The sequence below is a fragment of the Streptomyces sp. NPDC005533 genome (assembly GCF_042871845.1).
GTDB lineage: Bacteria > Actinomycetota > Actinomycetes > Streptomycetales > Streptomycetaceae > Streptomyces.
Genome location: NZ_JBIAJH010000009.1, coordinates 203634 through 229129, shown reverse-complemented (window position 1 = coordinate 229129; position 25496 = coordinate 203634). Strand labels below are relative to the sequence as shown.

Below are 25496 nucleotides of genomic sequence, written 5' to 3'. Positions count from 1 at the left end.
ACGGAGGAGAGGGGCTCGTCGGCGGCGGGTGAACCACCCGTGCCGCCCGGCGACTCATCCAGTTCTACCGACCACCCGGCGGCCTGGCAAAGACCCCGCGTACTAGCCCGCCTCGCAGACGGGGCCCTACGGCCCGTCCCTGCCGCGATCAACGTCCCAGCAGGTGAAGACGGGTGTGAGGGGGGTGTGGTGGTGCCCTTCGGGGTGCACTATCGGCGTTCGTATGTGACGTGGGTCCTGTGGGGCGCCTCACCGCCCAGCGCCCCGAATGTCACCCTCCGCCACCGTTCGTACCCCCGTGGCTTCAGCCCCTACGCGGTCTTCAGCCGCCGAGCTGCTCGGCCAGTCCGACGACGCTCCGTACCAGTGCTGGTCGAGGACGGGCGCAGGGCGAACACGCCGGGCGGTCGACACGTGGGCGCGTTCAGTCGTCCCCCTGCTCGCGGCGCAGGTGCTCGGAGCGGGACTGGAGGATGGCCAGGGCATCGTGGATCGAGCAGCCGAGGTGGTCTCGGAACAGCTTGATGGCCTTGATGGTCGTGCCGCTGAGGATCTCGTTGTCCGCGAAGGAGAGCGGGCCGACCGTCCAGGGGGCGGACGCGGGGTCTCCGCCAGGCCAGTCGACGGCCGCCTCCTCGGTGAAGGCAACGGGGCCCGTGTGGTCCAGGAGGAAGACGAAGTGCTGCGCTATGCGCTGCCGCCACTCGGCAAGCTCGCCGTCATCGCCCAGGCGTAGGCGGGAACTCCAGGCCGCCTGGGCGAGGACCGATACGAACAGCCCGAGGAAGCCAGACGTCAGCAGGTCGTCCGCGTGCTCGATCAGGATCGCGAGGTCCCGGTTGCCGTATCCGGGACCGTGCCAGTCGTGGAGGCAGGGCGAGATCCTTGCACGGTATTTACTCGGAGCCCGAGCGATGAGCCGATGACCATCTTCAACGAGAATGGCAAGGCGGAGGGTTGAGGTTCGGACGGCGCCCTCGATCCCGCCGGACACCAGCGTTCAGGCGACGCCAGCAGAGACATCTGCCACGAGAGCGTACGAGTGCCGTGGGGAGGGGACCGGCAAGGTCGCCCTTAATCAGTGGTTGTCGGGGCTCAACAGCGCGGCGGCCGCGGCGATGAAAGCCACAGACGCTTCCTTGGCTGCGTGCCGCCGGGCGTCCAGCTCGGTGCGGCTGGTGGCCTTGCGCACCGCGTACGTCGCATCTGCGGCCTGCTGGGCGGGGCCGGCCAGCTCAGGGACCAGGACCTGAAGGCGGATGTGGGGGGCGGTGATCGCCGCCCGGGAAGAGGCATCGGTGGGCGACTCGTCGTCGCATTAGCCGTGTGGGCGCAGATCCCCGCCTTTCAGCTGCTGCACTGGGTCAATTCGCCGCCCTGGCGGACGCTGTACTGGCCGGGCGGCACGTTCATGATCTGGAAGCCGCCGTTCTGGGCGATGTCGACCGTCCCGCCGAAGCCGGCCGATCCGTACACGTAGGCCGGGCCCGGAGTGAAGCCGCCACCGGAGAGGTGCACCTTCCCGTTGTCGAGGACGCCGGAGGTGGAACAGGTCGCTGCCGGGAAGGCGGCCGGCGCGGATGGGGCGACCGCCGCGAGGGCGGTCGGGGCGGCGACGAGTGTGATCGCCGCGAGCGGACTGAGAACGAGGAGGCGTGTGCGACGGTTCATGAGTCTTCCTTGACGGGGCGAATCAAATCGGAGCCTCGGCCCCGCGCCCGGAGCCCCGGGTCGGGCCCTCGGGCCCGGTCAGTCGCCGGCACCGTCCGGCACCGGCGTCCTCGACCGCCAGCCGCATGCCCGTCCGCGTCCGCGGGCCGAGACGGGAGCCGGGGCCGCCTTTCCATCCTCGCCCCGCGCCCATCCCGGTGCGACCGGGGCCGGCGCGCCCACCGTCCGCGAGCGATCCTCGTCACAGTCGCTGCCCCAGGGGTGAGGTCACGTCGCGCGCGCTCACGTCCGTGAGATCCACCCGCCCATCGTCCTTCGGGCGGACCGAGGTTGTCGTCGATGATCTTCCAGTCGGAGCTCACGAGGCGTTCCCCGATGGGTCAAGGAGCAGGTCCAGCCACCGACCCTTGCCGCTCCACGGCCGACTGGGCACTCCCGAGGGTCGGATATCGTCCCCGGGTGCAGCACATATCCCCCCACACCCAGCTGACGGCCGCCGCCCCGGCCGCCGCACCCGGTGCCCGGCTCGGCTGGCTGGATGCGCTCCGTGGCATCGCGGCCCTCGTCGTGGCACTGCACCACTTCGACGTGCTCAGGATGCTGCCCTTCGGGGGCGTGGTCTGGCGCAACTTCGACATGGGCCTCTTCGGCGTCATGCTCTTCTTCATCGTCAGCGGCTACATCATCCCGGCCTCGCTGGAGCGACGCGGGGACGTCCGCGCGTTCTGGATCGGCCGGATCTTCCGGATCTACCCGGCCCTGATCGCCGCCTTCGTCCTCTCGATCATGCTGCTGCCGGCCGGGGACGGCTCGGTCGCGCTGCTGCGCACCGGCGACGACCTGGCCTCGCTGATCGCGAACGGCCTGATGCTCCAGGACCTCCTCGGCGTCATCAACGGCATGAACGTCACCTGGACGCTCTGCTACGAAATGGTCTTCTACTTCTTCGTCACCGCGCTGTTCACCCGTGGCCTGCACCGGCACAGCGCGCCGATCGCGGTGGGCTTGGCGGCTGTCGCGCTGGCGGTCGGTACGGCCGTCGGCACGCAGCTCGTGAGCGCGGGGATCGGCTCGGCCCGGCAGCTCGTGCTGATCGTGGCGCCGATCGTGCTCGCGGGCCTCGTCGGCGTGCTGAGCGGCAGGCGCACGCTGACCGGGGCGGCCGCCCTGGTGCTCGCGGGGGTCGGCCTGGTCCTGGTCGCGCTCAACAGCCGCGCCACCGCCTTCGAGACCTGGATGATCTTCGCGACCATGTTCGCAGGGACCGTCGTGTACCGGGCGCAGCACGGGCAGCTCGCCCGACTCCCGGCCCTGCTCTCCTGCGGTTCCGTCGTCGTCGCGGGCGTCGTCGTCGGCCCGCTGTACAACCACGGCGAGGCCCTGGACCGGACCTGGTCCGCGGGCTGGGAGGCCTGGTCGATCGCGTACGTCGCCGCCTGGGCCCTCTTCGGCATCGGCTTCCTCCTCCGGGAGCGCCGCTTCCCCAAGGTGCTGACGTGGCTCGGCGCGATCAGCTTCTCCGTGTACCTGCTGCACATCCCGCTGCTGCGCATCGTCGAACCGCTGGTGGGCATTCCCCCGCAGCCGTCTTCGGCGCTCGGCCGGATCCTCTGGACGGCGACCTTCCTCGGCGTGGTCATGGCCGTCAGCCACCTGATGTACCGCCTGGTCGAGATGCCGATGCAGCGCGTCGGCCGACGTGTGCAGAAGGCGGTGGACCGACGCTGGCCGCGAGCCGTACCGGCGGCGACCGCCACGCTCGCGACCGCTGCCGCTACCTCTGCCCCCGCCGGGGCCGACACCGACGAGCCCTTGTCCCGTACGTCCCGGGCCTGAGTGGCTGCCCGGCCGCCGTCCGCGTGGGTCGTTGCCGGGATGGACGAGCCCCGGCTGTATAGGGTCGTGGCAGTCGTCCTTCTCGGCGAGTCAGGAGTGCTGCCGTGGGAGCCGTACAGCCCTCTTCCGCGCCCGGCGGCCTCGGTCGGAACCGTGAGACGGCGACGCTGGTGCTCCTCTCGTTCGCCATGCTGATCGTCTCGCTCGACCAGTACATCGTGGTCGTGGCGCTGCCCGACATCGCAGCCGACCTGGGCTATTCCGCGCAGACGCTGCAGTCGGTCATCAGCGTCTACGCGGTGGCCTCGGCCGGCTTCCTCCTCTTCGGCGGGCGTGCCGCGGACCTGCTCGGACGACGCCGCATCCTGGCCACCGGCCTCGCGCTCTACGCCGTGGCGGCGTTGGCGGGAGGCCTCGCGACCACCCCCGCGGTGCTCCTCGCCGCCCGCGCGGTCCAGGGGTTCGGCGGAGCCCTGGTCTTCCCCACCACCCTGGCGATCATCAACACCACCTTCGCCGAAGGCCGCGCCCGCAATCGCGCCTTGGGGATCTGGGGAGGTTCCGGTGCGGCCGGACTCGTCGTCGGGGTGCTGCTCGGTGGTCTGCTGACGCAGGTGTTCGGCTGGGAGGCGGTCTTCTTCGTCAACGTCGCCCTGGCCGTCCCGGCTCTGCTGCTCGCGTTCGTGGTGATCCCCCGGGACGGTGATCGCGAGCAGGGCCGCAGGTTCGACGTGCCCGGTGCGCTCAGCATCTCTCTCGGTGTCACGCTCATCGTGTTCGCCCTCGTGCAGGGCCCCGGCTCGGGATGGCTTTCGCCGGTCATCCTCGGGAGCGCGGCGGCGGGCCTCCTGCTGATCGCCGCCTTCGTGTTCATCGAGCGGCGCAGCTCCGATCCGCTCATGCCGCCGCGGGTACTCGCCAACCCCAACCTGATCACCGGTGTCGTCATCGCCTTCATGTTCATGGCGACCTTCGGCTCCGTGCTCTACTTTCTGTCGATCTACTTCCAGGAGTTCCTGGGCTACGACGCCTTGCAGACGGGCGCCGGCTTCCTGGTCCCCACGGCCGTGGTGGTGGCCGGTTCGGCGACGGCGGGCCGGCTCGTCACACGGTTCGGCCTCAGGCGCACGCTGGCCGCGGCCCTCACCATCGGCGCGCTCGGTGCGGTCGTACTCGGCCTCGCGATCTCGCCGAACGGTACGTACGCCGGTCTCCTCCCCGGCCTCGTGGCCGTCGGATCGGCGACGGGGTGGTCTTCACCGCCATGTTCATCGCCGCCGCCACCGGGGTCTCCGACCGACAGCAGGGCGTCGCCTCGGGCATCGCCTCCACGGGCTCCGGCGTGGGCGCGGCCGTCGGCCTCGCCGTCCTGGTCCTGGTGGCGACCGCCGGCCTCGACGGCCTCTCCGGTGAGCCGCTCCGCATCGCCGTCGCCGACGGGATCCGCACCACGCTGTTCGTCGTGGCGGGCGGAATCGCGTCGATGCTGCTCGTCGCCGTGCGCAGGTGCCCGACACCGTCCGCACCGGTGCCGACGCCCGTGCCGTACCAGACCCGTCGCTGCTGACAGCGGCAGCGGCAGCCGCAGCGGCGGACACCACGCCGGGCGCGGCGTAGGCTCGTTCGCAGGGGACGCCTGATCGGCAGGGGACGTGTGGTCCCCAGGGGACGTGTGGTCCCCAGCGTCGGGGCGAGCCTGATCCGGATCCAACCCGGACTCGAAGCCGTCCCCTGACCCGGACCCCGTACGAGACCTCGGGAGGATCCGTGACCGCACTCGGTGATCTCATCGAGATCGACGATCGGACCGTGCTGGTCCTCGGGCAGGAACTGTCCGTCGAACACGATCAGCCGGACGTCGCCAACGCCCTCGTACACCGGGTCGGCGACCTCCTGGTGCTGGTCGACACCGGCGTCACGGCGACCTTCCGTGCGGCGCTGCGGGAGGCGACGAACCGGGTGGGGAGCTGCTCCCGGGCACTGCTGCTCACCACGCACGGTCACGTGGACCACGTCGCCAACAACGATCTGGCCGACGAGCTGGGCGTGCCGGTGGACCACTACGTGCCCGCCCTCGACCTCGACCAGATGCGGGAACCGACGCAGTACTGGGTGCGGTCCTTCGACCGCATCGTCGGGCTCGCGCCACTGCCCGCCCCGTCCGTACTCGCCGACAGGTTGATGTCGCTGTTCCAGCCGATGCGGCCCTTCGGCGCGACGACCCGGACCTACGAGGAGCGGCCGCTGGAGCGGATTCGTATCGGATCGCTCCGCTTCACCGGCTGGACCTTCGCCGACGGTGCGGTCCGTGTGCTGCGCAGTCAGGGGCACTGCGCCGGACACGTGATCGTGCACCTGCGGGACTGCGGGGTCCTCCACCTGTCCGATGAGGGCAACGGCCCCTGCGGTGCGATGGCTGACGCCGACCAGCTCAAGCTCCAGACCGTGCTCGGCGCCGTCGCCCTCCTCTTCGAGGAGGGGGAAGCCGCAGTCCTCACCGACGGGCACACCTTCGCCCTGCGCCGTGGCGCCGAGGTCGTCTCCTACCTGGACGGGCTGCTGGAGCAGGCCACCGCACTGCAGGCGGCGGCGCTTGAGCTGACCGGCGAGAGCGGGCGGGTCCAACCGAGCGCGTTCACGGCCGACTTCGCGAAACGTTCCGCCGAACTGGGCGGTGGCGGCGCCAACCCGAACGCGATGTTCACCGCCATGTCGGCGGTCAACCAGCTCCACGAGCTCGGGCTGCGGCCGGAGTCCGACGGCGTGGACGCGCCGTGGTCCCGCCCCGCACTCCGGAACCCGACACCGGACTCCCCACCGCCCGACTCCCCGGCAGGGGTTTCACCTGATGGGACGTCAAGAAACCGTGCACCGTCAAAGAGTGGCGTTTACGAAGACGTCGACGGGTAACACGCGAGAATGACGAAAGCCCGCACCGTGGGGGTGTAGGGCTTTCGCACCGGGCCGCTGCCGCGCGGCACCCCTCCCCCGATGACACGCGGCAGCGGCCGGTGGCACGACGGGCTGCCGCCAGGATCCGCACGGCACCCGGACGCCCCGTCTCCCGGCCCTCCCCGGCCGGAACGGAGCAGCCGGCAAACCCCCGGCAGCGGCGCTTCAGCAGCCGCCCCCGGGCCGCGGACCCGACGGCACCGCCCGGCGTAACCGGGGAAACGGCCAGACGGAGGAACCGCCGAACCGGTGGAACGACCCAACCGGTGGAACGGCCCCCGACCGGTGGAACGGCCAAGCCGAAGGAACGGCCGAACCGCCGACGGAGCCGACAGGTGGGCATACTGCTCACATGGGCCAGTGGAGGACCGTCGTCACAGGTGCCCGTGCCCGCCTGGGCCAGGCGCTCTTCCTGCGGGTGGCCGGGCCGGACGGCCCGGCCACCCGGGACCGGATCCACCTCACGCCCGGTCCGCGTTGGTTCGGGCCGGCCCACCCGGTGCGGCGGGTCCACGCCGACGCCGCCCTGTTCGTCGGCGGGATCAGCGCCCTCCTCCTGCAGTCCCTGCACCCCTTGGCGATGGCCGCCGTGGCCCGGCACTCCGCCTATCGGGAAGACCCCTGGGGCAGGCTCCAGAGCGTCAGCACCTTCCTGGCCGTCACCACCTTCGGTACGGCCGACGACGCCCAACGCGCGGTCGAGCGGGTCATCGCGGTGCACAGGACGGTCCGCGGGCGGGCTCCAGGGGGTGAGCCGTACGCGGCCACGGATCCGGCCCTCCTCGCATGGGTGCACGACGCCGAACTGAGCTGCTTCCTGCGTTCCCACCAGCGCTACGGCGCCCGACCGCTGAGCGGTCCGGATCAGGACGCGTACGTGGCCGGCATGGCGAGGGTCGGCGAGGCACTGGGCGTCACCGACCCGCCGCGCAGCGTCGCGGACCTCGACGCCCGCATCGAGGAGCACCGGCCTCAGCTCCGCGGCACACCGGAAGCGAGGGAGGCGGCCCGCTTCATCCTGCGCCACCCGCCGCTGCCGTGGGTGCTGCGCCCGCCGTACGCGGCCCTGGCCGCGGGTGCGGTCGTGCTGCTGCCGGACTGGGCCCGGGCGGAGCTGGGGCTGCCCCGGCGGCTGCCGCTGGAGCGGTGGTGGGTCGGGCCCGCGGCCCGCGTGGCGGTCCGGCTGATCCGGTGGTCGCTGTCTCCGGCGCCCGTACCGGCCCGGGCCGCCGACCAGCCGGTCGGGTGACGGGCACCGGCCCGGTGGGGTGCGGCCGCGTCCGGGTTTCGCCGGCCTGGGGCCGGGCAGCCGCCAGAAGGGGGCCGGGGGCTTGAGCGGCAGGAGCGGCTCGAGGAGCAGGAGCGAGGAGGACGGACATGGACGAGCAGGGCGGAGCAGGAGGAGTCCCGCTGCACCACGGGGAGCCACAGGACCGACACGCGCCGCGCGCCGACCGCCGCGATGATGAGAAGACGGCCGCAGCCGACACCGACGAGGCCAGCCGGCTCGACCGTCCGCAGCAGACCGAAGAGCCGCGCGGGAAGGGCACACGCTGGGTGAGCCCCCAAGACGACTGATCCCCGAAACGACCACGTACGCGGACCGACCGACGCGAGGCGGCCCGCGTACCGCGACCGGCCCGGCTGGCCAGAACCGGCCCGGGTTCATCGAGGAGGTACCACATGAGTCAGCCCGAGCAGCGGCGTCACCCCGCGCCCACCCCGCCGTCGGAGGCCGTCGGCGAGAGCGGGGACCACGAGGCCCGCGAGGAGGCGGACGAGGCGGTCGTCGGCCGTGCGGGAGAGTCCGATCGCCGCGGCGCCGCGGGCCATTCCGCCAAGCGGCAGAGCCCGGGGATCGGCCGGGAGGAGCAGACCCGGCAGCATCCGCAGGGAGCCGATCGCACCCAGGAGACCGAGGACAGCGAGGACCGGTGACCCAGGGCGCACGTCCTCGCCGCACCCGGAGAGATCGGAGATCGTCGTGAGCAGCCGGGGTATCACCGTGGACGACAGCTGCCTGAGCGCCTTGCAGGAGCTGAAGAGCAAACGGGAGATCAACACGCTCGTCTACCGGCTGAACGAGTCCTTGGAGACGGTGGTCGTCGAGAGCCAGGGCAACCTCACCCACGAGGAGCTGCTGGCGTCGCTGCCGGCCGACGAGCCCAGGTTCGTCGTGTACGACCTGCACTACGCCTCGGCGGACGGCGCCCGCAGGAGCGACCTGGTGATGATCTTCTGGATTCCCGACGCGGCGCCGCCCGAGCACAGGCTCGCCTACTCCTCCGCCGAGCGCGTCCTCCAGGACGTCCTCGACGGCATCCAGGTCACCGTCCGGGCCACGGACCTGTCCCATCTGGCCTACAACGAGCTCGCGTCCCAGGCGGTCTGAAGAACGTGATCGTGATCAGGTAGGTGGTGCAGAACATGTCCGCAGTCCTGACCGACAGCACCCTGTCCCTGCTGGCCCACGGCTACGCATGGGGTCCCGACCTGCGCCGGGCCCACCACGGTGCGTCCGTGGTCCGCACCCACCTGTTCGGCCGTCCCGCCGCGCTGCTGCACGGGCCCGCGGCCGTCGCCCTCTTCTACGACACGGACCACGTCCAGCGGCACGGCGCCCTCCCCGCGCAGGTGCTCGACCCGCTCTTCGGCGAGGGCGCGGTGCACAGCCTGGACGGGCCGGCACACCGGGTGCGCAAGGAGCTGTTCGTCTCCCTCCTCATGTCACCGGACGCCATCCACGGCCTGACCGAGAGCGTCGAGAGCGGCTGGCGCGAAGCCGTGACGGGCTGGGAAGGCCGTCGGGTGGTCCTCTTCGACGAGGTGGCCGTCCTGCTCACGCGGGCGGTCTGCGACTGGGTGGGCCTGCCGGTCCCGCCGGACGCCGCGCGGGAGATCGCCGAGGACTGCGTCACCATGATCGACGGGTCGGCCGGGGCCGGGCCCCGGCGGCTACGGGCCCGGCACGCCCGGCGCCGCCAGGAGCAGGCCCTCGCCGCCGCCGTCGTGGACCTCCGCGCCACCGGACCGCACCCCGACGGGATCTTCGCCGCGTCCCGGCACGCGGCAGTGGCCGGGAGCCCACTGGAGGCGGTCGCACGGCACCGCGATCAGGACGGCGCCCTGCTCGATCCGCACACGGCGGCCGTCGAACTGCTGAACATCATCCGTCCCACCGTGGCCATCGCGTGGTTCGCCGTCTTCGCCGCCCACGCCCTCCACCGCCATCCCGGCGAGCGCGAACAGCTGCGGGACGGTGGGCCCGCGTACGCCCGGGCGTACGCCCACGAGGTCCGGCGCTTCTACCCCTTCGTCCCCTTCATCGGAGGCGTCGCCGTCGACGACATCACCCTCGACGGTCACGAGGTCCCCGCCGGGACCCATCTCCTCCTCGACGTGTACGGGCACCACCACGACCCGGATCTGTGGGAGCGGCCCTACCACTTCTCCCCGGGGCGCTTCCTGGGTCACGAGCCCGACCGCGACCTGTTGATCCCCCAGGGCGGAGGCGACGCACGTACCGGCCACCGGTGCCCGGGCGAGGACACCACCGTCTCCCTGCTCGCCGCGCTCGCGCCGGCCCTGGCCGATCTGGACTTCGCCGTACCCCAGCAGGACCTGTCCATCCCGCTGGGCCGGATTCCGACCCGGCCCCGCAGCGGCTTCGTCATGGAGGTCGCACATCAGCCGCGGAGTCACCGCGCCCGGCCGTTCCAGCGCCAGTCCTGAGACACGGGCGCCCAGCAGTGGGAGGAGCCATGACCCGACGTGTCCGTCGTGTCCACGAGGTGATGACCAAGAATCCGGTGGCCGTCGAGAAGACGACGTCGCTGGCGGAGGTGGCGCGGGTGATGCGGGACGCCGACATCGGGGACGTCCTCGTCGTCGACGGGGGCCGGCTCCGCGGCATCCTGACCGACCGGGACCTGGTCGTGCGTGCCATGGCCGAGAACAGGGATCCCGCGGAGACGACCGTGCATGCCGTGTGCAGCAGCACGCCGGTCACCGTACGGCCCGACGACGGGGTCGACCACGCCCTCGACCTCATGCGCCGGAACGCGCTGCGGCGCCTGCCCGTGGAAACCGAGGACGGCGACCTCGTCGGCGTCGTCACCCTGGGCGACCTCGCTGTCGAACAGGACCCCGGCTCGGCCCTGGCGGCGATCTCGGCCGCGGAGCCCGGCAGCTGACGCCCGCCCCGGCTGCCCCGGTGGGGGGCCGTCCGTCCGGCGTCCGTTCGAGTGCAGTCGGCGCCACGGTGGGATCGCCGCGCGGCTCCGGGTAGGCGTCGGGTATGAACTCACACGTCCCCGGTACCTCGAAGACGAAGACAGCCGGGCCGGTCCCGGCGCTCGATGCGGTGTCGGCATGCTGGCTGAAGTCTCTGGACCGGATCGAGCGGACGACGGTGGCCGATCCGGCGATCAGGGTGATGCAGCGGGGAATCCGCGCGCTCCCCTTGGGCGGCATGCGCGATCTGCTGCGGGGCAGGCCGCTGGGCCACCCCCTGCATCCCGTGCTGGTGCAGGTGCCGATCGGCTGCTGGCTGTCGGCCGCCGTGGTGGAGGTCCTACCGGGAGCGCAGCATGCGGCGACCACCCTGACGGGCGTCGGGCTGGTCGGGGTCGCCCCGGCGGCGATCGCCGGCTGGGCGGACTGGGCCGACCTGCCGCCGGAGCAGGCCCGGGTCGGGCTGGCCCACGTGGCCTCCAACGCGGCCGCGGTGACCTGCTACGCCCTGTCCCTGACCGCGCGGCTCCGCGGCCGTACGGCGAAGGGGCGGCTGTGGTCGCTGGCCGGGCTGGCCGCCGTGGCCGTCACCGGCGCGCTGGGCGGGCACGTGGCCTACCGCCAGGCCGTCGGAGCGCACCCGGCGAGCTGACGGGGCGGTCTGACGGAGTGAGCTGACGCGTGAACTGACGGAGGGGCCCGGACTCGTCGAGTCCGGGCCCCTCCCTCCGGGCGCGTCAGGCGATCGGGCCGCCGAAGGGGCCGGCGGGGCCGTAGTAGTGGCCCAGCTGCGCGCGGTAGTCCGCGTCGCCGAGGTGCTTGTCCCGGTGGAACTCCGGGGAGTTCTTGATCTGCTCCTTGGTGCGGTCCACGTGGATCGTCCGCTCGTCCGGGTCGACCGAGATCACGGTGATCGCCGGCAGGAGGACCTCCTTGCCGAAGATCCACACCCCTGTGTCGACCACCAGGTAGGCGTCACCGACCTCGTCGGAGTGCTTGTCGACCTTGCCGATGCTGCCGTCGACCGCCTCGACCTTGTAGCCGGTCAGATCGGTCCCGGCCAGGTGGCCCGACGTCGACTTGTAACTCCACACATGCTCGGTCACGTGAGAACAACTCCTCCGGTGAGTGAATGGATCAACCAGCTTCTTGAAGGGCGTATGCCCCGGATATCCCGTTGTGCACGCACGTCTTCTGTGTTCAACCGCACTACGGGAAAAGGCGGATGGGTCCGTGGGTCAGGCCGTCTCCGCGCGCGGCGGTGTCCCGTCGCGGCCCGGCAGGAGTTCCTTGGCCTTGGCTACGGCGAAGCCCCAACCCTGGGCCACGGTCGGCTTGCCGAGCACGGCCACTTCCTCCGGGTTGGTGAGCACGTCCAGGAGGACCGGCCCCGGTGTCTCGAAGGTGCGGCGTACGGCCTCGTGGAGATCGGCCGGGTCGGTGACCCGGATGCCCGTCAGGCCGAGGGCCGTGGCGACCGCGGCGAAGTCGGGGTTGTCGAGTTCCGTGCCGAATTCGGGCAGGCCCGCCTGTTCCTGTTCCAACTTGACCATGCCCAGGCGGCGGTTGTCGAAGACGATCAGCTTCACCGGCAGGCGGTACGTCTTGATCGTCATGAGGTCGCCGAGCAGCATGCTCAAGCCGCCGTCCCCGCACAGCGCGACGATCTGCCGCTCGGGCGCCCACAGCTGGGCGCCCAGGGCCTGGGGCATGGCGTTGGCCATCGAGCCGAGGTTGTACGAGCCGATCAGGCGGCGATCGCCGCGCATGGTGACGAAGCGGGAGAGCCAGACGGTGGCCATGCCGGTGTCGGAGGTGAAGACGGCGTCGTCGGCGGCGTACGTGTCCACCGCCGCGGCCAGCGCCTCGGGGCGGATGGCGTGCTCGGGGTTGTCCAGGGCGGCCCGCAGCTTCCCGGTCCAGCGGTGCTCGTGGGCGGGGTCGGCCAGCCGCCGCTGTCCCTCCTGCCAGTGCTGGAAGCGCTCCCGGGCGTCGTCGAGGTGGGCACGGTCCGGGGCCGCCTTCAGCAGGGGGAGCAGGGCCCGCAGTGTGGCGCCGACGTCCCCGGCCAGGCCCTCGTCCACGGGGGTGCGGCGTCCCAGGTGGTCCTCTCGGGCGTCGACCTGGATCACCTTGACGTTCTTCGGGTACCACTCACGGTAGGGGAAGTCGGTTCCCAGCATGAGGAGTACGTCCCCGCTGTCGAGCGCGTGGGCGGCGGCGGGGTTGCCGATGAGACCGGTCTGGCCCACCTGGAAGGCGTTGTCGTCCTCGAAGCCCTCCTTCGCCTTCAGCGTGAGCACCATGGGCGCCGCCAGCAGCTCGGCGGTCTGCAGGACCTCGGTACGGGCTTCCCGGGCGCCCTGGCCGACGAGGAGGGTCACCCGGGAGGCGGCGTTCAGCAGTTCGGCGGCCCTGGCGAGAGCCGGGTCGTCGGGCCGGGTGACGGCGCGGTCGAGTGCGAAGCGCGTGGGCCGGTCGTCGCGCACTTCCTGGTCGCCCAGGTCGCCGGGGACGGTCAGGACGGCGACTCCGCCCCGGGTCACGGCGGCGCGTACGGCGGATTCGAGCAGGCGCGGCATCTGCTCCGGGGAGGTGACGGTGGCCCGGTGGACGGCGACGTCACGGAAGAGCAGGTCGTTGTCGACCTCCTGGAAGTAGTCGCTGCCGATCTCGGCGAGGGGGACCTGGCCGCAGATCGCCAGCACGGGGGTGTGGCTCTTGGCCGCGTCGTAAAGGCCGTTGAGCAGGTGTACGGAGCCGGGTCCCACCGTGCCCATGCACACGCCGAGGGTGCCGGAGAGCTGGGACTGCGCCGAGGCGGCGAAGGCCGCGGCCTCCTCGTGCCGGCAGCCGACCCAGTTCAGGCCGGCGGATGTGCGGATGGCGTCGGTCAGCGGGTTCAAGGCGTCTCCGACGACGCCGAAGACGTGCTGGACGCCGAGTTCCTCGAGTGCGTCGACGATGACGTGGGCGACGGTACGTGCCATGGGGGTGCCCTTCGTTTGCCGGTTCGGCGGCCGGTTCAGCGGGTGAAGTGGTCGGGGTCGGCCGCATTCCAGTCGGCTGCCCAGCTTTCGGGCGGCGATGCGAGCAGTTCTCCGGGGGCGAGCCAGTCGTGGAGTTCGGCGTACGAGCGGACGGTGTGCGGGTCCACCCGCTGGAGCAGCATGTGGGGGCGCAGCTCGTGGGGGCCGTCGACGCCCATGGCCGCCATGATCTGCAGCGCGCTCTTGACGGTCGCCTCCTGGTAGCGCTGTACGCGCTGCGCCTTGTCGCCGACGTCCAGGGCCCGGGCGCGCCGCTCGTCCTGGGTGGCGACCCCGACGGGACAGGTGTTGGTGTGGCAGCGCTGGGCCTGTATGCAGCCGAGCGCGAACATCATGGCGCGGGCCGAGTTGGTGAAGTCGGCGCCTTGGACCAGGCGTTTGACGAGGTCGCTGCCGGTGGCGACCTTGCCGGAGGCCCCGATCCGGATGCGGTCCCGCAGCCCGGAGCCGACGAGGGCGTCGTGGACGGTCATCAGGCCGTCGCCGAGCGGCAGGCCGACGTGGTCGGCGAACTCCAGGGGCGCGGCGCCGGTGCCGCCCTCCGCCCCGTCGACGATGATGAAGTCGGGGGTGACGTCCGCTTCGCGCATGGCCTTGCAGACGGCGAGGAACTCGCGCCGCGAGCCGACGCACAGCTTGAACCCGACGGGCTTGCCGCCGGCGAGCTCACGCATGCGGGCCAGGAAGCGCACCAGTTCGCGGGGGGTGGAGTACACGCGGTGGAACGGCGGCGAGATGACGGTCCGCCCCTGCGGCACGCCGCGGACCCGCGCGATCTCGGCGTTCACCTTGGCACCGGGCAGGACGCCGCCGATGCCCGGTTTGGCCCCCTGGCTGATCTTCAGCGAAACGCATTTGACCTGCGGGTGTGCCGCCTTCTCGGCGAACTGCCGCTCGTCGAAGCCGCCGTCGTCGGTTCGGCACCCGAAGTATCCGGTGCCGATCTCCCACACGAGGTCCCCGCCGGGGCGCAGGTGGTACTCGGACAGGCCGCCCTCGCCGGTGTCGTGGGCGAATCCCCCGGCCTGCGCCCCGGTGTTGAGGGCGAGGACGGCGTTGGCGGAGAGGGATCCGAAGCTCATCGCCGAGACGTTGAGCAGGGCCATGTCGTACGGCTGGGTGCAGTCGGGTCCGCCGATCCGGACCCGGGGCGGGTCGGTCCGTACCGGGTGCGGGGCCATGGACGGGGTGAGGTACTCGCTGCCGGGCCGGTGGAGGTCGCGCTCGGTGCCGAAGGGCTCCTCGGCGTCGGTGCCCTTGGCCCGCTCGTAGACGATGCTGCGGGTGTCGCGGTCGAAGGGGCTGCCGTCGATGTTCCGTTCGATGAAGTACTGCTGGATCTCCGGCCGCAGCCCCTCCAGGGCGAACCGGAGGTGTCCGAGCAGGGGGTAGTTCCGCAGGACGGAGTGCCGGCGTTGCAGGAGGTCGTACGCGGCCACCAGGGCGAGCAGCAGCAAGGGGCCGGCCACGGCCCACCACCAGGGCGAGACGAGGACGGCGGCGACCGCGGCGAGCGCGGCCGCGGCGCCGGGCAGGATCAGGATGAGTTTCTTCAGCACGTCCCGCGTGTGTCCCGACGACCGCGCGCCAAGCATCGCCGGGGCCGGGGCCGTCTCTTTCGGATCGTGCGGGTGGGGCGGGGTCGAAGGAGACCACCCGGGCCGGGCCTGTCAGTGGGGTGCCGTAGCGTCGCAGACATGACCTCCGAGCCGACGGGCCGGGCCGTGGGCCCCTACGACGCAGCCTTCTTGCCGCGGCTGCGGATGTCCTTCCGGGCTGCGCGCGAGCCGGTCGTGGAACCGGCGTCGAAGTTCGGCGGGCAGCCGGTCTGGCTGGACGGCCCGGCCTGGCCGGTGCACCCGCGTTCGGGCGTGCCCCTGGTGTTCATCGGCCAGTTCCGGGTCCCGGGCGACGAGGTGCGCCTCGCCTACCTGTTCCTGCACGAGGAGGGCGAGGTCATGGGCGGCGACACTCCGGAGGACGGCGAGGCCGTCGTTCTCCTCCAGCCGGGTGGGCGGATACCGACCTTCGCGTCGATCGGGGCCCCCGGCACTCGGGGGCGAACCCTGTGGCGGTGGGGTCCGTACTACACGGAGGCTCCCGTCGAATGGCTGACGGACCTGACTCCGATGCCACCGGAACCGGAGGAGGCGGCGAACCAGGCCGCTGCCTGCTCCCGGTACCTGCGGGGCGAGGGGCCGGACGTCGATTTCCCCGAAGGGGAGGTGCCCGGGGACTTCATGGGGGGCGAGGCCGTCTACCCCAACGACCAGGCCTTCGGCATCGGGCCCTCCTGGCAGTTCCTCTGCCAGTTCGAGGACCGGGGTGAGGCGAAGGAGGACCCGTTCTTCCTCAACTTCGGCTACGGAAGCGGCTTCGTCTTCCTCAGCCCCGATCACCTCGAAGGCCGGTTCATGTCGGACTGCAGCTAGACGCTCGCAACACCTAGGGCGTCCGGGCTCGCTCGGCGCGGGCGGATGAGGGGACGTACGCTGCGGGCGACTGTCCCGGTGCCGGGTCCAGCAGGACGCGCGGCAGGGCGTCCGGGTGCTTCTCGGCGAGCCAGGCGACCAGTTGCTCCCGGACGGCGCAGCGCACCGTCCACAGGTCGTCGGGGTCCTTGGCCGTGACGATGACGCGTACCACGATGGTGGAGGGCGTCGTCTCGGTGACGGCGAGGTCCCAGCCGCGGCCGTCCCACTCCTTGCAGGTGTGCAGGATCTCCTCGGCCTTGTCGCGCATGAGGTCGATGGGGGCGCGGTGGTCGCAGTGGAGGAAGACGGTGCCGGTCATCTGGATGCCGCCGCGCGACCAGTTCTCGAAGGGGCGGGTGGTGAAGTACGAGACGGGCATGGTGATGCGGCGTTCGTCCCAGGTGCGGACGGCGAGGAAGGTGAGGGTGATGTCCTCGACGATCCCCCACTCGCCGGCGACGACGACCGTGTCGCCGATGCGCACCATGTCGCCGAAGGCGATCTGGAAGCCCGCGAAGAGGTTTCCGAGGGTGGACTGGGCGGCGACGCCGGCCACGATTCCGATGATTCCGGCGGAGGCGAGCACGGAGGTGCCGAGTGCGCGGAAGCTCGGGAAGGTGACGAGCATGGCGGCGAGCGCGACGACGGCCACGAGGACCGTCACCGCCCGCATGATCAGCGTCACCTGGGTGCGGACGCGGCGCAGCCGGGCCGGGTCGCGCGTGGACGTGGCGTAGCGGGCGTACCCCGACTCGACGACGGCGGAGGCCACGGCCACCAACAGCCAGGCTCCCGCGCCGATCAGGGTGAGGGAGAGGACGCGGCCCACGGCGGCGGTGTGGTCCCGCAGCGGTGGCCAGGCGATCTGCCGGTAGGCGCCCCTGAGCAGTGCGGCGAACAGCACGATCAGGAGGGCGTTGCGGCACCGGCGCAGCAGGTTCCACAGGGGGGTCTCGGGGTGACGGGCGTCGGCTCGGCGCAGCAGCAGGTCGACGACCCAACCGGCGGCGAGGGTGAGCAGGATCGAGCCGCCCAGGACGGACAGCACACGAAGAGCGCTGTTCATATCTCCTCAACGGATGTAGGTGACATGGACGTCACGCCCCTGCCCCCTTCGAGGGAGCTGACACAGGAGGGTCCGAACGGGTCCGAAGTGGTTCCCTTCCTGCCCCCCCCGCGGCACGGCGAATCGGCCTTGGCGGCCGCTCATGTTCCGGCCCGCACGGGGAACACGGCCGTCACCGACAGAAAGGGGCATGGACATGCTCGGCATCACCGCGGCAGTGCTGTTCTTCATCGCGTTCCTGATCAACGCGGCCGGCATCCACACCAACGAAGTGTTCACCTCGACCAACTTCACGCTGATCGGCCTCGCCGCGCTCGCGCTGCACGTCGCCGGGATCGGCCACGGGTGGGCGGCCAGAGGACGGGGCCGGATCCGTAGGCGGCGCTGACCTGGTGCCGCGTCCGCCGGGAGGCGACGGCCGGCATCGCGGGAGAGGCGGCCCCGGGGATGTGCAGAGGCCCGGCCGCGTGATGGCGGGGGGATGCCACCACGCGGCCCGGGTCCGCTGGGGAACCCGCGCCGCTCACCGTCGCGGACTCCCATGACCACCCTTATGGCCGGTCTGCGCAGCCTCAAACAATCGGGCGCGGCATTTTTTCTGCGCTCCTGGGGGTGGTCCCCGCGGACAAGGGAGTGGAAGCCCGGCTCTGCGGGCATGCGCGCAGTCGACGAAGATTCCCCCGCCCCCGCCACCACGGGGGTGGCGGGGCCACGGTTCCGAAGAAGGAGTTGTTTCGCATGACGGAGAACGTCTGGGCCTACCGCGCCGGCGTCGACTACCTCGCGGCCGACCTCACCGGCTACGGGGTCGAGGCGCTCGACGGCAGCATCGGCAAGGTCGACAAACACTCCGACGAGGTCACCGACGCCTATCTGGTCGTCGACACCGGTGTGTGGATCCTCGGCAAGGAGGTCCTGCTGCCGGCCGGTGTGGTGACCCGCATCGACCACACGGCGGAGAAGGTCTACGTGGACCGTACGAAGGAGCAGATCAAGGCCGCTCCGGAGTTCCGCCGGGACGAGCACCTCGGAAACGCGGACCACCGCGAGGCCCTGGGCACGCACTACCTGTCCGGCATGCCGTTCGGCGTCCCGCCCGCCTGAGCCGATGCCCGGCGTGCCCCTGCGGCTCGAGCTCGCGTTTGCGGGGCGTGATCGGGGCAACACGCGGGGACGAAGGCATGACCCACACCCTCAGGGAGTGATCAGCTGTGTCGAGCAACGAGAAGGGCCGGGCCAAGGCGGAGCAGGCCAAGGGCAAGCTCAAGGAGACGGCCGGCCGCGCGCTGGACGACGAGCGACTGACCGCTGAAGGCCGCGCCGAAGCAGCGAAGGGCGATGCCCGCCAGGCGAAGGAAAAGATGAAGGACATGTTCAAGCGGTGACCTGACGGCGCGGCGGATGCGGAGAACGCACCGCGGACGCGCGGAGGCCGCTTGCCCCACGGATGTGCCTCGGTCCCGAACCCGTCACGGGTTCGGGACCGAGGCGCGTCCCGCCCCCGCCCCTGAGATCACTCTGCCGACGCCACGGACTCGGTCGAATCGGTGGACTCGGTCGAATCTGTCGAATCTGTCGCCTCGGCTGCCACGATGCCCAGCAGTCCGGGGAACCGCTGCTCGATGTCGGCCCGGCGCAGGCTGGCCATGCGGCTGTTGCCCCGGTCGACCTGGCGGATCAACCCGGCCTCGCGCAGCGCGCGGAAGTGGTGGGTGACGGTCGCCTTGGAGACGGGCAGTCCGAAGGAGCTGCACGTCCGTGCCGCGCCGTCCGGGCCGCCCGCCAGCTCGCGCACCACGCGGCGACGCAGCGGATCCGCCAGCGCGGAGAGCACCGGACCGAGCTCGATCTCCTCGACGTCCGGGTGACCTTCACCATCGGGCATGGGGGGCACCTTCCTCAAGGTATGGATTGCATCGTACCTACGAGTTCGATAGCGTCCACAAGGTACGAGATTCATTGTACCTATCGGGGGGAGAACCCTGCATGTCCCAGCCGTTCGCACTCGTCGGCACCGCGCGCCCCATACCCGAGCGCGCTGGGGAGTTGAAGGAACTCCTGCTGTCGTTCGTCGAGCCGACCCGTCAGGAGTCCGGGTGCCTGGAGTACCACTTCCACGAGGACCGCGACGAGCCCGGCACCTTCGTCTTCTACGAGGCGTGGCGCTCCCAGGCCGACCTCGACGCCCACCTCGCCCTCCCCCACATGCAGGCCTTCTGGGAGCGGCGCATGGACTACCTGGAGACCGACCTCGACATCCGTTTCCTCACCATGCACAGCCCCTACTAGGGCCGGTGGGGCCGAGGTTGTCGCCGTTACCGGCCCCGCCACCCCCGGTGCGGTATACCTCCTCTGGGGCTCACCCGGGCCCGCGAAGGGAGTGTTGCCGTGGAGCGCACGACGTGCTGCGTGGTGGGAGGCGGGCCGGCCGGGATGGTGCTGGCGCTGCTGCTGGCCCGGGCCGGTGTCGAGGTGACGGTGCTGGAGAAACACGGTGACTTCCTGCGCGACTTCCGGGGTGACACCGTGCACCCCAGCACCCTGTCGCTCCTCGACGACATCGGCCTCGCCGAACGGTTCGCCCAACTGCCGCAACGCCGCGTGACGACCGTCCAGCTGCCCCTCGGACCGGACCGGTCCCTGGTCACCATCGGGAACATCGGTGCGCTGCACGGCAAGTACAACTACATCGCGATGGTGCCCCAGTGGGACCTCCTCGACCTCCTCGCCGACGAAGCGGGCCGGGAACCCTCCTTCCATCTGCGCATGGACACCGAGGCGACCTCCTTCCTCATCGAGCGCGGCCGCGTCAGGGGCGTGCGCTACCGCACCGCGGACGGCAGCACCGGCGAGCTGCGGGCCACCCTCACCGTGGCCTGCGACGGCCGCGGCTCACTGGCGAGGGCGCTGCCCGAGCTCGGCCTGGAACACTTCCCCTGCCCCATGGACGCCTGGTGGTTCCGCCTGCCGCGCCACGAGGACGACCCCAGCGGACTCGTCGGCGGCCTGGGCGACCGGTTCTTCACCGCGCTCATCGACCGCGGCGACTACTGGCAGTGCGCCGCGCTCATCCCCAAGGGGACCGACGCCGAGCGCCGCGCCGAAGGGCTGGAGCGCTTCATGACCCGCTTCACGGACGCCGTCCCGTGGCTGGCCGACCGAAGCCATGCGGTCAGCTCCTGGGACGAGGTGAAACTGCTCGACGTACGGCTCGACCGGCTGCGCCGCTGGCACCGCCCCGGGCTGCTGTGCATCGGCGACGCCGCCCACGCGATGTCACCCGTCGGCGGCATCGGCATCAACCTCGCCGTGCAGGACGCGGTGGCCGCCGCCCGCCATCTCGTGCGGCCGCTGCGCGAGGGCACCGTAGGCCTGCACGACGTGCGCCGCGTGCAACGCCGCCGCTGGCCCACTACGGTGGCGACCCAGGGCCTCCAACGCCTCGCCCACACCCAGGTCATCGAACCGCTGCTGGCCGGGCGCACCGCGTTCGGCGATGCGCGGCGGGCCAAGCGGATGACCGAGCTCATCACCGAATCCCGGTGGCTGAACCGCGTACCGGCTTACTTCATCGCGTACGGAGCCCTGCGCGAGCGCCCGCCGAAGGAATCGCTGCGCTGACCGCTCCCGGTCCGGTGGCGGCAGCGGGCGTTGTCATCCCGCCCCGGCTGGGGGGAGGCCGATGCGCTACCACCGCAGCCCCGGCCTGCGATGGCCCGGCCGGAGCGCCATCGCCGGGCCTTCCGCACCACTGCATCACCCGGACTGCTCCTCCCCCGACTCCCCCGGCCCCGACTCGTTACCAGGACCCTGGCTCCCGCTCCCGCCCGACTCCTGGCTCGGCGCGTTCGCCGGATCGTGGCCGGGGCTGGGGCCGTTGCCGTTGCCGTTGCCGTTGCCGTTGCCGTTGCCGTTGCCGGAATCCTGGGCCGGCGCCTTACCTGGCGCCTGACCCGGACCGGGGTCCTTGCCCGGCGTCTGGCTAGACTCCGGTGCGTTCCCGGGGGCCTTACCCGTTTCGTGGCGGGGCGTTTCGTCGGGCGCCGGAACCTTGTCCGAACCCTGGCCCGACTCCTTGTCAGGGTCGTGGCCGGGCGCCTGCCCCGGTGCCTTGTCCGACTCCTGACCGGGCACCTTCGTCGGTGCACGGCCGGACCGGGGGTCCGGGGCCTTGCCCGGTACCTTCTCGGCGGCCTTGTCCGGGCCCGCGTCCTTGCCCGGGTTCTCGCCCGACTCCTCGCCGGACCCGTTGCCCTGCTCCCTGGCTGGTTCCTTACCCGGCGCCGTCCCCGGGTCCCCGCTCGGCTCCTTGCCGGACTTCTGCTCCGGCTCCTTGGCGGGCGTCTTCCCGTGGTCTTCGCCAGGGTCCTTACCGGACTCCTTGCCCGGCGACTTCTCCGGGTCCTGGCTCGGCTCCTTGCCGGACTTCTGCTCCGGCTCCTTGGCAGGCGTCTTGCCGTGGTCTTCGCCAGGCGCCTTACCGGGGTCCTTGCCAGGAGCCTCGCCGGGCGACTTGCCCGGGGCCTGGCCGGACTCCTTGCCGGGGTGTTCGCCCGACTTCGTCCCGGACTCCTGAGCCGGCTCCTTCGCCGGCTCCTTCCCCGGGGCCTCGCCAGGCTCGTGGCCCTTGCCCGGTTCCTCCTCGGGGGCCTTGTCCGGCTCCTGGCTGCGCTGCTTGTCCGAGTCCTTGCCGGGGGCCTTGGCCGGATCGTGGGCGTGGCCCTTGTCGGGCTCCTGGTCAGGGGCCTTCCCCGACTCCTTGCCCGGCGTCTTCCCGGGGGCCTCGCCCGGCGTCTTCCCGGGGGCCTCGCCCGGGGCCTTGCCGGGCTCCTGACCCGGTACCTGCTCCGCGTCCTCGCCCGGCTTCAGGCTCGGCTTCTGGCCGGGGTCCACGGCCGGCGCCTGCCCAGGAGACTGGTCCGGGACGTCGCCGGGGGTGTTTCCGGGGTTCCGGCCCGGGATGTTCCCCGGTGCCTCCCCCGGGTTCTGGCCGGTGTCCTTCCCGGGCGGCTGGCCGCCCGGCTGCTGAGCAGGGGCCTTGCCCGGGAGCTCGTTCGGAACCGTGTCCGGGGGCGTCTGGACGGAGGCCGGGTGGGCCGCCGGGAGGACCGGGTAGGCAGAGCCGGGGGTCTGGCCCTGCGGGGCCGGGACCTCGTGGTCGGGCCTACCCTCCGCCGCCCCGCTCGGGCGCTCGTACCAGCCCCGCCGGTTCGCGTCGAAGACCGTGACGGCCTTCACCGGCTTGACGGCAGGCTTGACCGCGACGAGGCCGGAGGGCCGGAACGCGGACCACTGCTCGCCGCTGTACCTCTGCCTGCCCCTGACCGCGACGGGCGGGTTCAGGGGGTTGCCGCAGGCGCAGCGGACCCTGGGCACGCCGCGCCCGTCGACCAGGACGGGCGTGCCGGCCTGCAGGACCGCCTGGTAGCTGGTGGGCGCGCCGTCGCGGTACCCGTGATTGGTGACCCGGGTGTCCCAACCCAGCCGGACGGGCGTCAGCGACCGCAGGTACGAGGGGATCTCGGGCTGACGGATGCCCAGCGAGCCGGCGAACGCCCTGCCCTTGTCCGGGTGCTGCGTGAGGAAGCGGATCTGCTTCTCGACGTCACAGCTCACGACGTTCCGTGTCCCCCCGTACAGCCCGGGGTACCCGCCGTCGACCTCCAGCGTGCGCGCACCCGCCGTGGCATTGGCCGTACGCGCAGCGCTCGCCGCGTCCTTCGCCTTCTCGACGGCGGCCATGGGCGTGACCTTGGCGACGCTCTCGGCCTGCGTGGCCGTCGACGGCGTGAACGGGTCGGGCCCGGCCTCCGGAGCGGCCTGGAGGAAGACCTCACCGCCCGCCGCGGTGTTCCCGCCGAGCACGGTGAAGCTGAGGACCACCGCCGACACCACGGCCACCGCCGTGCTCGCGCTCAGTACGGCCCTGCGCGACCGCCACCTGCGAGCCCGTCCGCGACCCGCCGGCGGCGGCGAGGACCCGGCCGAAGAGACCGGAAGGGGCCCCGACGGAGGCCCGGAGGGAGGCGGCGGCATTGACGGCTGCCGAGGGGGCGGCGGGGGCGGCGGCTCCACGTGCGCGCCCCGGCCCGACAACGGGCCCGGCGGCGGGCCAGTGGGGCGCTCGGAGGAAGGAGGCAGGGAAGTCATGACACTCGCCCCCGGACACAGGGCAGCGGGCAGACCGTGGTGACTCGCATGCGCTCACTCCTTCCGAACCGTCAAACGCCTCCACATCCCGGACGTGGAACCTGGGCTTTTGGACCGTGGACTGGGACCCACCGACTACGCGTGGGTCCGTCTCCTGAGTAAGCCCGCTCCCGCGAACCACGTCATGCCGCGACCTTTCGGGACTTGACAAACGAGAGTCCGCATCCTGGTGAGGAGAGCGGCAGCAGCCGCAGGGCAGCGCTGCTCCACCGGGACGCCGCGAGGTGTCGACGCCGTGCGGGGGCCGTCTCCCGTAGCGCGGTACACGGCCGGGCGGCGCAGGACCCGCGCCGGAGCGTGGCGGCGTCCGACGGCGGCAGGATGGTCTTCGGCGTGGCTTCGGAGGGTTCGCCGCGGTGTCCGGCGGCGTGCAGGGGCATACCCCGGCCCGGTCTCGGAAGGACTCTGCGGCGGAGCCCCGGGCTCGGGGTCCGCCGCAGGGACCGGCTCAGCGGAAGAGCATGGAAGCGTCCCCTGCCGGGGTGTTGACGGAGCCCGGACACAGGAAGCTGCCCGAGGTCTTGGCGGCGGTGAAGGCGCGGTTGATGTACTTCCGGCTCGTCCCGTCGCGGTCCCACACGATGTTCGTGGCCTTGTAGCGGCAGGAGATGAAGCTCTGCCGGCCGGTGATGTCGATCAGGTCGGTCCGCGCCGTGCCGGCGGTGTCGTCGAAGGTGAAGGCGGGGTTGTTGTTGAGGGAGGCGGCGATGCCGCCGCCGCAGGCCAGGTTGCCTCCCGGCGCGTTGATGGTCGTGCGGTCGACGGTGAGGGCGGCGGGGGCGGCGGCGCTGGTGCTGGCGTTGGTCCAGTTGCAGCTGTTGCCCGCGACCACGATCACGCCGTCGACCTTCTGGTCGGCGGCCGAGGCGCCGGGGGTGTGCGCGAGGGCGGTGCCGGTGCCGGTGAAGGCTGCCGCGACGACGAGCGTCGCGATTCCGGCGATGCGTGAGATGCGGGTGCCGTGCGTGATGGGCGTGGTGTGCCTCATGGTTCGCTCCTCCATGCCACGTACTGGTGGGGGTGGGCGAGGCGCTGGGCCTCTCAGAGGGTGCGGAGTGCGTGCCGGGAGAGTCCCACAGCCACCTTGAACTGTCAGGAGCATGTCAGCGCGATGCCGGTAATTGGCTGGAAACTACCCGTCGGTAAGACAGACCCGCCGGGGCACCCCGGCGGGCCTCCCGTGCCCTCAGGAGGCGGGCGGGGCCGCCGAGGTCTTGCGCAGCACGCCTATCTTGTCGATGCGGTGCTCGGGGTTGCCCTGGGCGTCGCTCCAGAAGTTGCCCTCCGCGTGGTCCTCGGGCGTCGCGCAGGTCGAGATCGTGATCATGGCCTGGGTGGGGGCCGCGCCGGGCGCCCCGGGCACGGCCGCGCGCTGTTCGCCGAGCGAGCCCTCCGAGCGGAAGGACGTCTTGCGGGTCGCGACGATCTCGTAGGTGTACTCCACCTTGCCGAGGGTCACGAGGACCGTGTCGCCGTTGTCCACGGAGGGCAGGTCGCCCAGCGGACCACCTGCCGAGAGACGGTGCGCGGTGATCAGGAAGTTGCCCACCTGACCGGGTCCGACGCCGCCCAGCTTTCCGTACGGGCTGGCCGCCACGCCGAGGTTCTGGATGCGGGTCCCCGGTACGTCGTCGGTGGTGCCCTCGTACGGCACCACGCGCAGTCCCGAGAGGCCCACCGACGGGATGGACAGGGTCGAGGCCTGCGTCGGGACGCCGGCGCCCGGGCTCACGGGCTGCGGGGCAGACGGAGCGGCGGCCACCGGGGTGGGCGGGGCGGCCGGGGCCGAGGCGGGTACCGCGGGTGTCTGCGGGCGAGCCGGGGTACCGGCGGCGACGGAGGGCGCGCACGCCGCCACCAGGGCGGCCACGGCTCCGGCCAGTACGGCGGGGACGGCACGGGAGGGGATCGGCAGGGGCATGGGCGCTTCCGTGTCGGTCGGTCGTCCGGGGCGTGCGGCAGGCGGGTGACCCGGTTCAGCGGCCAGAGTGACATACGGAGCAA

At 71.9% G+C, this 25496-nt stretch carries 26 protein-coding genes; 16 read left to right on the top strand and 10 right to left on the bottom strand.

All coding sequences use genetic code 11. The annotated features are described in order from the left end of the window. Positions 1 to 424 precede the first annotated feature (424 nt). Both ACFYP3_RS12355 and ACFYP3_RS12350 read right to left on the bottom strand, forming a co-directional pair. Complete coding sequence (locus ACFYP3_RS12355) at positions 425 to 994, bottom strand: hypothetical protein (RefSeq protein ID WP_388830763.1); 570 nt, start codon at positions 992 to 994, stop codon at positions 425 to 427. Positions 995 to 1347: 353 nt separating this feature from the next. Further along, the gene (locus tag ACFYP3_RS12350) at positions 1348 to 1671 is read right to left on the bottom strand and encodes a hypothetical protein (protein ID WP_388830761.1); all 324 of its coding nucleotides are present in this window, start codon (positions 1669 to 1671) and stop codon (positions 1348 to 1350) included. Positions 1672 to 2130: 459 nt separating this feature from the next. Between ACFYP3_RS12350 and ACFYP3_RS12345 the strand changes: the two genes are divergently transcribed. From ACFYP3_RS12345 to ACFYP3_RS12300, 10 genes are all read left to right on the top strand, one after another. Then, positions 2131 to 3507, top strand: coding sequence for an acyltransferase family protein (locus ACFYP3_RS12345; protein ID WP_388830759.1), 1377 nt, complete (start codon positions 2131 to 2133; stop codon positions 3505 to 3507). A 104-nt stretch (positions 3508 to 3611) separates the two neighbouring features. Then, complete coding sequence (locus ACFYP3_RS12340) at positions 3612 to 5147, top strand: MFS transporter (protein WP_388830757.1); 1536 nt, start codon at positions 3612 to 3614, stop codon at positions 5145 to 5147. A 127-nt stretch (positions 5148 to 5274) separates the two neighbouring features. Continuing rightward, positions 5275 to 6417, top strand: a complete 1143-nt coding sequence (locus ACFYP3_RS12335) for an MBL fold metallo-hydrolase (protein ID WP_388830755.1) — start codon at positions 5275 to 5277, stop codon at positions 6415 to 6417. Positions 6418 to 6811: 394 nt separating this feature from the next. Further along, positions 6812 to 7708: an oxygenase MpaB family protein gene (locus tag ACFYP3_RS12330; protein ID WP_388830753.1), complete on the top strand. Its 897-nt coding sequence runs from the start codon at positions 6812 to 6814 to the stop codon at positions 7706 to 7708. A 128-nt stretch (positions 7709 to 7836) separates the two neighbouring features. After that, on the top strand, positions 7837 to 8037 hold the full coding sequence (locus tag ACFYP3_RS12325; RefSeq protein ID WP_388830751.1) for a hypothetical protein: 201 nt from the start codon (positions 7837 to 7839) through the stop codon (positions 8035 to 8037). A 105-nt stretch (positions 8038 to 8142) separates the two neighbouring features. Continuing rightward, positions 8143 to 8397 (top strand): hypothetical protein, encoded by a 255-nt coding sequence (locus ACFYP3_RS12320; protein ID WP_388830749.1) that lies wholly within the window; start codon positions 8143 to 8145, stop codon positions 8395 to 8397. 46 nt (positions 8398 to 8443) lie between these two features. Then, positions 8444 to 8851 carry an actin-binding ADF family protein gene (locus tag ACFYP3_RS12315; protein WP_388830747.1) on the top strand — a complete coding sequence of 136 codons (408 nt, stop codon included), beginning with the start codon at positions 8444 to 8446 and terminating at the stop codon, positions 8849 to 8851. Positions 8852 to 8886: 35 nt separating this feature from the next. Continuing rightward, a complete protein-coding gene (locus ACFYP3_RS12310) occupies positions 8887 to 10191 on the top strand; it encodes a cytochrome P450 (RefSeq protein WP_388830745.1) in 1305 nt (434 codons plus the stop codon). Positions 10192 to 10220: 29 nt separating this feature from the next. Continuing rightward, entirely contained in the window at positions 10221 to 10652 is a 432-nt protein-coding gene (locus ACFYP3_RS12305; protein WP_388830742.1) for a CBS domain-containing protein, read from the top strand. A 104-nt stretch (positions 10653 to 10756) separates the two neighbouring features. Further along, positions 10757 to 11344, top strand: a complete 588-nt coding sequence (locus ACFYP3_RS12300) for a DUF2231 domain-containing protein (protein ID WP_388830740.1) — start codon at positions 10757 to 10759, stop codon at positions 11342 to 11344. 85 nt (positions 11345 to 11429) lie between these two features. On the opposite strand, the gene ACFYP3_RS12295 is transcribed toward ACFYP3_RS12300, so the two are convergent. From ACFYP3_RS12295 to ACFYP3_RS12285, 3 genes are all read right to left on the bottom strand, one after another. After that, entirely contained in the window at positions 11430 to 11798 is a 369-nt protein-coding gene (locus ACFYP3_RS12295) for a PRC-barrel domain containing protein (RefSeq protein WP_388830738.1), read from the bottom strand. Between the two features lie 132 nt (positions 11799 to 11930). Beyond that, positions 11931 to 13682, bottom strand: a complete 1752-nt coding sequence (locus tag ACFYP3_RS12290) for a thiamine pyrophosphate-dependent enzyme (RefSeq protein ID WP_388830736.1) — start codon at positions 13680 to 13682, stop codon at positions 11931 to 11933. Positions 13683 to 13717: 35 nt separating this feature from the next. Beyond that, positions 13718 to 15337, bottom strand: coding sequence for an FMN-binding glutamate synthase family protein (locus ACFYP3_RS12285; protein WP_388830734.1), 1620 nt, complete (start codon positions 15335 to 15337; stop codon positions 13718 to 13720). A gap of 102 nt (positions 15338 to 15439) precedes the next feature. Between ACFYP3_RS12285 and ACFYP3_RS12280 the strand changes: the two genes are divergently transcribed. Continuing rightward, positions 15440 to 16174: a hypothetical protein gene (locus tag ACFYP3_RS12280; protein ID WP_388830732.1), complete on the top strand. Its 735-nt coding sequence runs from the start codon at positions 15440 to 15442 to the stop codon at positions 16172 to 16174. A gap of 13 nt (positions 16175 to 16187) precedes the next feature. Here ACFYP3_RS12280 and ACFYP3_RS12275 read toward each other — a convergent pair whose 3' ends face one another. Then, a complete protein-coding gene (locus tag ACFYP3_RS12275) occupies positions 16188 to 17282 on the bottom strand; it encodes a mechanosensitive ion channel family protein (RefSeq protein ID WP_388830730.1) in 1095 nt (364 codons plus the stop codon). Between the two features lie 196 nt (positions 17283 to 17478). On the opposite strand from ACFYP3_RS12275, the gene ACFYP3_RS12270 reads away from it, so the two are divergent. The 3 genes from ACFYP3_RS12270 (at position 17479) to ACFYP3_RS12260 (ending at position 18667) form a co-directional block, all read left to right on the top strand. Then, positions 17479 to 17670: a hypothetical protein gene (locus ACFYP3_RS12270; RefSeq protein ID WP_388830728.1), complete on the top strand. Its 192-nt coding sequence runs from the start codon at positions 17479 to 17481 to the stop codon at positions 17668 to 17670. A 350-nt stretch (positions 17671 to 18020) separates the two neighbouring features. Beyond that, complete coding sequence (locus tag ACFYP3_RS12265; RefSeq protein WP_388830726.1) at positions 18021 to 18386, top strand: PRC-barrel domain containing protein; 366 nt, start codon at positions 18021 to 18023, stop codon at positions 18384 to 18386. Positions 18387 to 18493: 107 nt separating this feature from the next. Next, on the top strand, positions 18494 to 18667 hold the full coding sequence (locus tag ACFYP3_RS12260; RefSeq protein WP_388830724.1) for a CsbD family protein: 174 nt from the start codon (positions 18494 to 18496) through the stop codon (positions 18665 to 18667). 128 nt (positions 18668 to 18795) lie between these two features. On the opposite strand, the gene ACFYP3_RS12255 is transcribed toward ACFYP3_RS12260, so the two are convergent. Continuing rightward, the gene (locus ACFYP3_RS12255) at positions 18796 to 19167 is read right to left on the bottom strand and encodes an ArsR/SmtB family transcription factor (protein WP_388830722.1); all 372 of its coding nucleotides are present in this window, start codon (positions 19165 to 19167) and stop codon (positions 18796 to 18798) included. Positions 19168 to 19268: 101 nt separating this feature from the next. Here ACFYP3_RS12255 and ACFYP3_RS12250 point away from each other — a divergent pair, with 101 nt between their 5' ends. Continuing rightward, the gene (locus ACFYP3_RS12250; protein WP_388830720.1) at positions 19269 to 19571 is read left to right on the top strand and encodes a putative quinol monooxygenase; all 303 of its coding nucleotides are present in this window, start codon (positions 19269 to 19271) and stop codon (positions 19569 to 19571) included. Positions 19572 to 19670: 99 nt separating this feature from the next. Further along, the gene (locus ACFYP3_RS12245) at positions 19671 to 20903 is read left to right on the top strand and encodes an FAD-dependent oxidoreductase (RefSeq protein WP_388830719.1); all 1233 of its coding nucleotides are present in this window, start codon (positions 19671 to 19673) and stop codon (positions 20901 to 20903) included. A gap of 135 nt (positions 20904 to 21038) precedes the next feature. Here the strand turns inward: ACFYP3_RS12245 and ACFYP3_RS12240 are convergent, their stop codons facing one another. The 3 genes from ACFYP3_RS12240 to ACFYP3_RS12230 all read right to left on the bottom strand — a co-directional run bounded on the left by ACFYP3_RS12240 (position 21039) and on the right by ACFYP3_RS12230 (position 25413). After that, on the bottom strand, positions 21039 to 23174 hold the full coding sequence (locus tag ACFYP3_RS12240; RefSeq protein WP_388830718.1) for a DUF6777 domain-containing protein: 2136 nt from the start codon (positions 23172 to 23174) through the stop codon (positions 21039 to 21041). Between the two features lie 766 nt (positions 23175 to 23940). After that, entirely contained in the window at positions 23941 to 24480 is a 540-nt protein-coding gene (locus tag ACFYP3_RS12235; protein ID WP_388830716.1) for a hypothetical protein, read from the bottom strand. Positions 24481 to 24678: 198 nt separating this feature from the next. Then, positions 24679 to 25413: a sortase domain-bontaining protein gene (locus tag ACFYP3_RS12230; RefSeq protein ID WP_388830714.1), complete on the bottom strand. Its 735-nt coding sequence runs from the start codon at positions 25411 to 25413 to the stop codon at positions 24679 to 24681. Positions 25414 to 25496: the final 83 nt, after the last annotated feature.

What these genes read in the sequence shown, in the direction of transcription:
- ACFYP3_RS12285 (WP_388830734.1), bottom strand. Translation starts at nt 15,337, where the DNA reads ATGCTTGGCGCGCGGTCGTCGGGACACACGCGGGACGTGCTGAAGAAA.
- ACFYP3_RS12310 (WP_388830745.1), top strand. Translation starts at nt 8,887, where the DNA reads ATGTCCGCAGTCCTGACCGACAGCACCCTGTCCCTGCTGGCCCACGGC.
- ACFYP3_RS12235 (WP_388830716.1), bottom strand. Translation starts at nt 24,480, where the DNA reads ATGAGGCACACCACGCCCATCACGCACGGCACCCGCATCTCACGCATC.
- ACFYP3_RS12255 (WP_388830722.1), bottom strand. Translation starts at nt 19,167, where the DNA reads ATGCCCGATGGTGAAGGTCACCCGGACGTCGAGGAGATCGAGCTCGGT.
- ACFYP3_RS12305 (WP_388830742.1), top strand. Translation starts at nt 10,221, where the DNA reads ATGACCCGACGTGTCCGTCGTGTCCACGAGGTGATGACCAAGAATCCG.
- ACFYP3_RS12325 (WP_388830751.1), top strand. Translation starts at nt 7,837, where the DNA reads ATGGACGAGCAGGGCGGAGCAGGAGGAGTCCCGCTGCACCACGGGGAG.
- ACFYP3_RS12250 (WP_388830720.1), top strand. Translation starts at nt 19,269, where the DNA reads ATGTCCCAGCCGTTCGCACTCGTCGGCACCGCGCGCCCCATACCCGAG.
- ACFYP3_RS12275 (WP_388830730.1), bottom strand. Translation starts at nt 17,282, where the DNA reads ATGAACAGCGCTCTTCGTGTGCTGTCCGTCCTGGGCGGCTCGATCCTG.
- ACFYP3_RS12290 (WP_388830736.1), bottom strand. Translation starts at nt 13,682, where the DNA reads ATGGCACGTACCGTCGCCCACGTCATCGTCGACGCACTCGAGGAACTC.
- ACFYP3_RS12300 (WP_388830740.1), top strand. Translation starts at nt 10,757, where the DNA reads ATGAACTCACACGTCCCCGGTACCTCGAAGACGAAGACAGCCGGGCCG.
- ACFYP3_RS12320 (WP_388830749.1), top strand. Translation starts at nt 8,143, where the DNA reads ATGAGTCAGCCCGAGCAGCGGCGTCACCCCGCGCCCACCCCGCCGTCG.
- ACFYP3_RS12330 (WP_388830753.1), top strand. Translation starts at nt 6,812, where the DNA reads ATGGGCCAGTGGAGGACCGTCGTCACAGGTGCCCGTGCCCGCCTGGGC.
- ACFYP3_RS12265 (WP_388830726.1), top strand. Translation starts at nt 18,021, where the DNA reads ATGACGGAGAACGTCTGGGCCTACCGCGCCGGCGTCGACTACCTCGCG.
- ACFYP3_RS12350 (WP_388830761.1), bottom strand. Translation starts at nt 1,671, where the DNA reads ATGAACCGTCGCACACGCCTCCTCGTTCTCAGTCCGCTCGCGGCGATC.
- ACFYP3_RS12270 (WP_388830728.1), top strand. Translation starts at nt 17,479, where the DNA reads ATGCTCGGCATCACCGCGGCAGTGCTGTTCTTCATCGCGTTCCTGATC.
- ACFYP3_RS12280 (WP_388830732.1), top strand. Translation starts at nt 15,440, where the DNA reads ATGACCTCCGAGCCGACGGGCCGGGCCGTGGGCCCCTACGACGCAGCC.
- ACFYP3_RS12230 (WP_388830714.1), bottom strand. Translation starts at nt 25,413, where the DNA reads ATGCCCCTGCCGATCCCCTCCCGTGCCGTCCCCGCCGTACTGGCCGGA.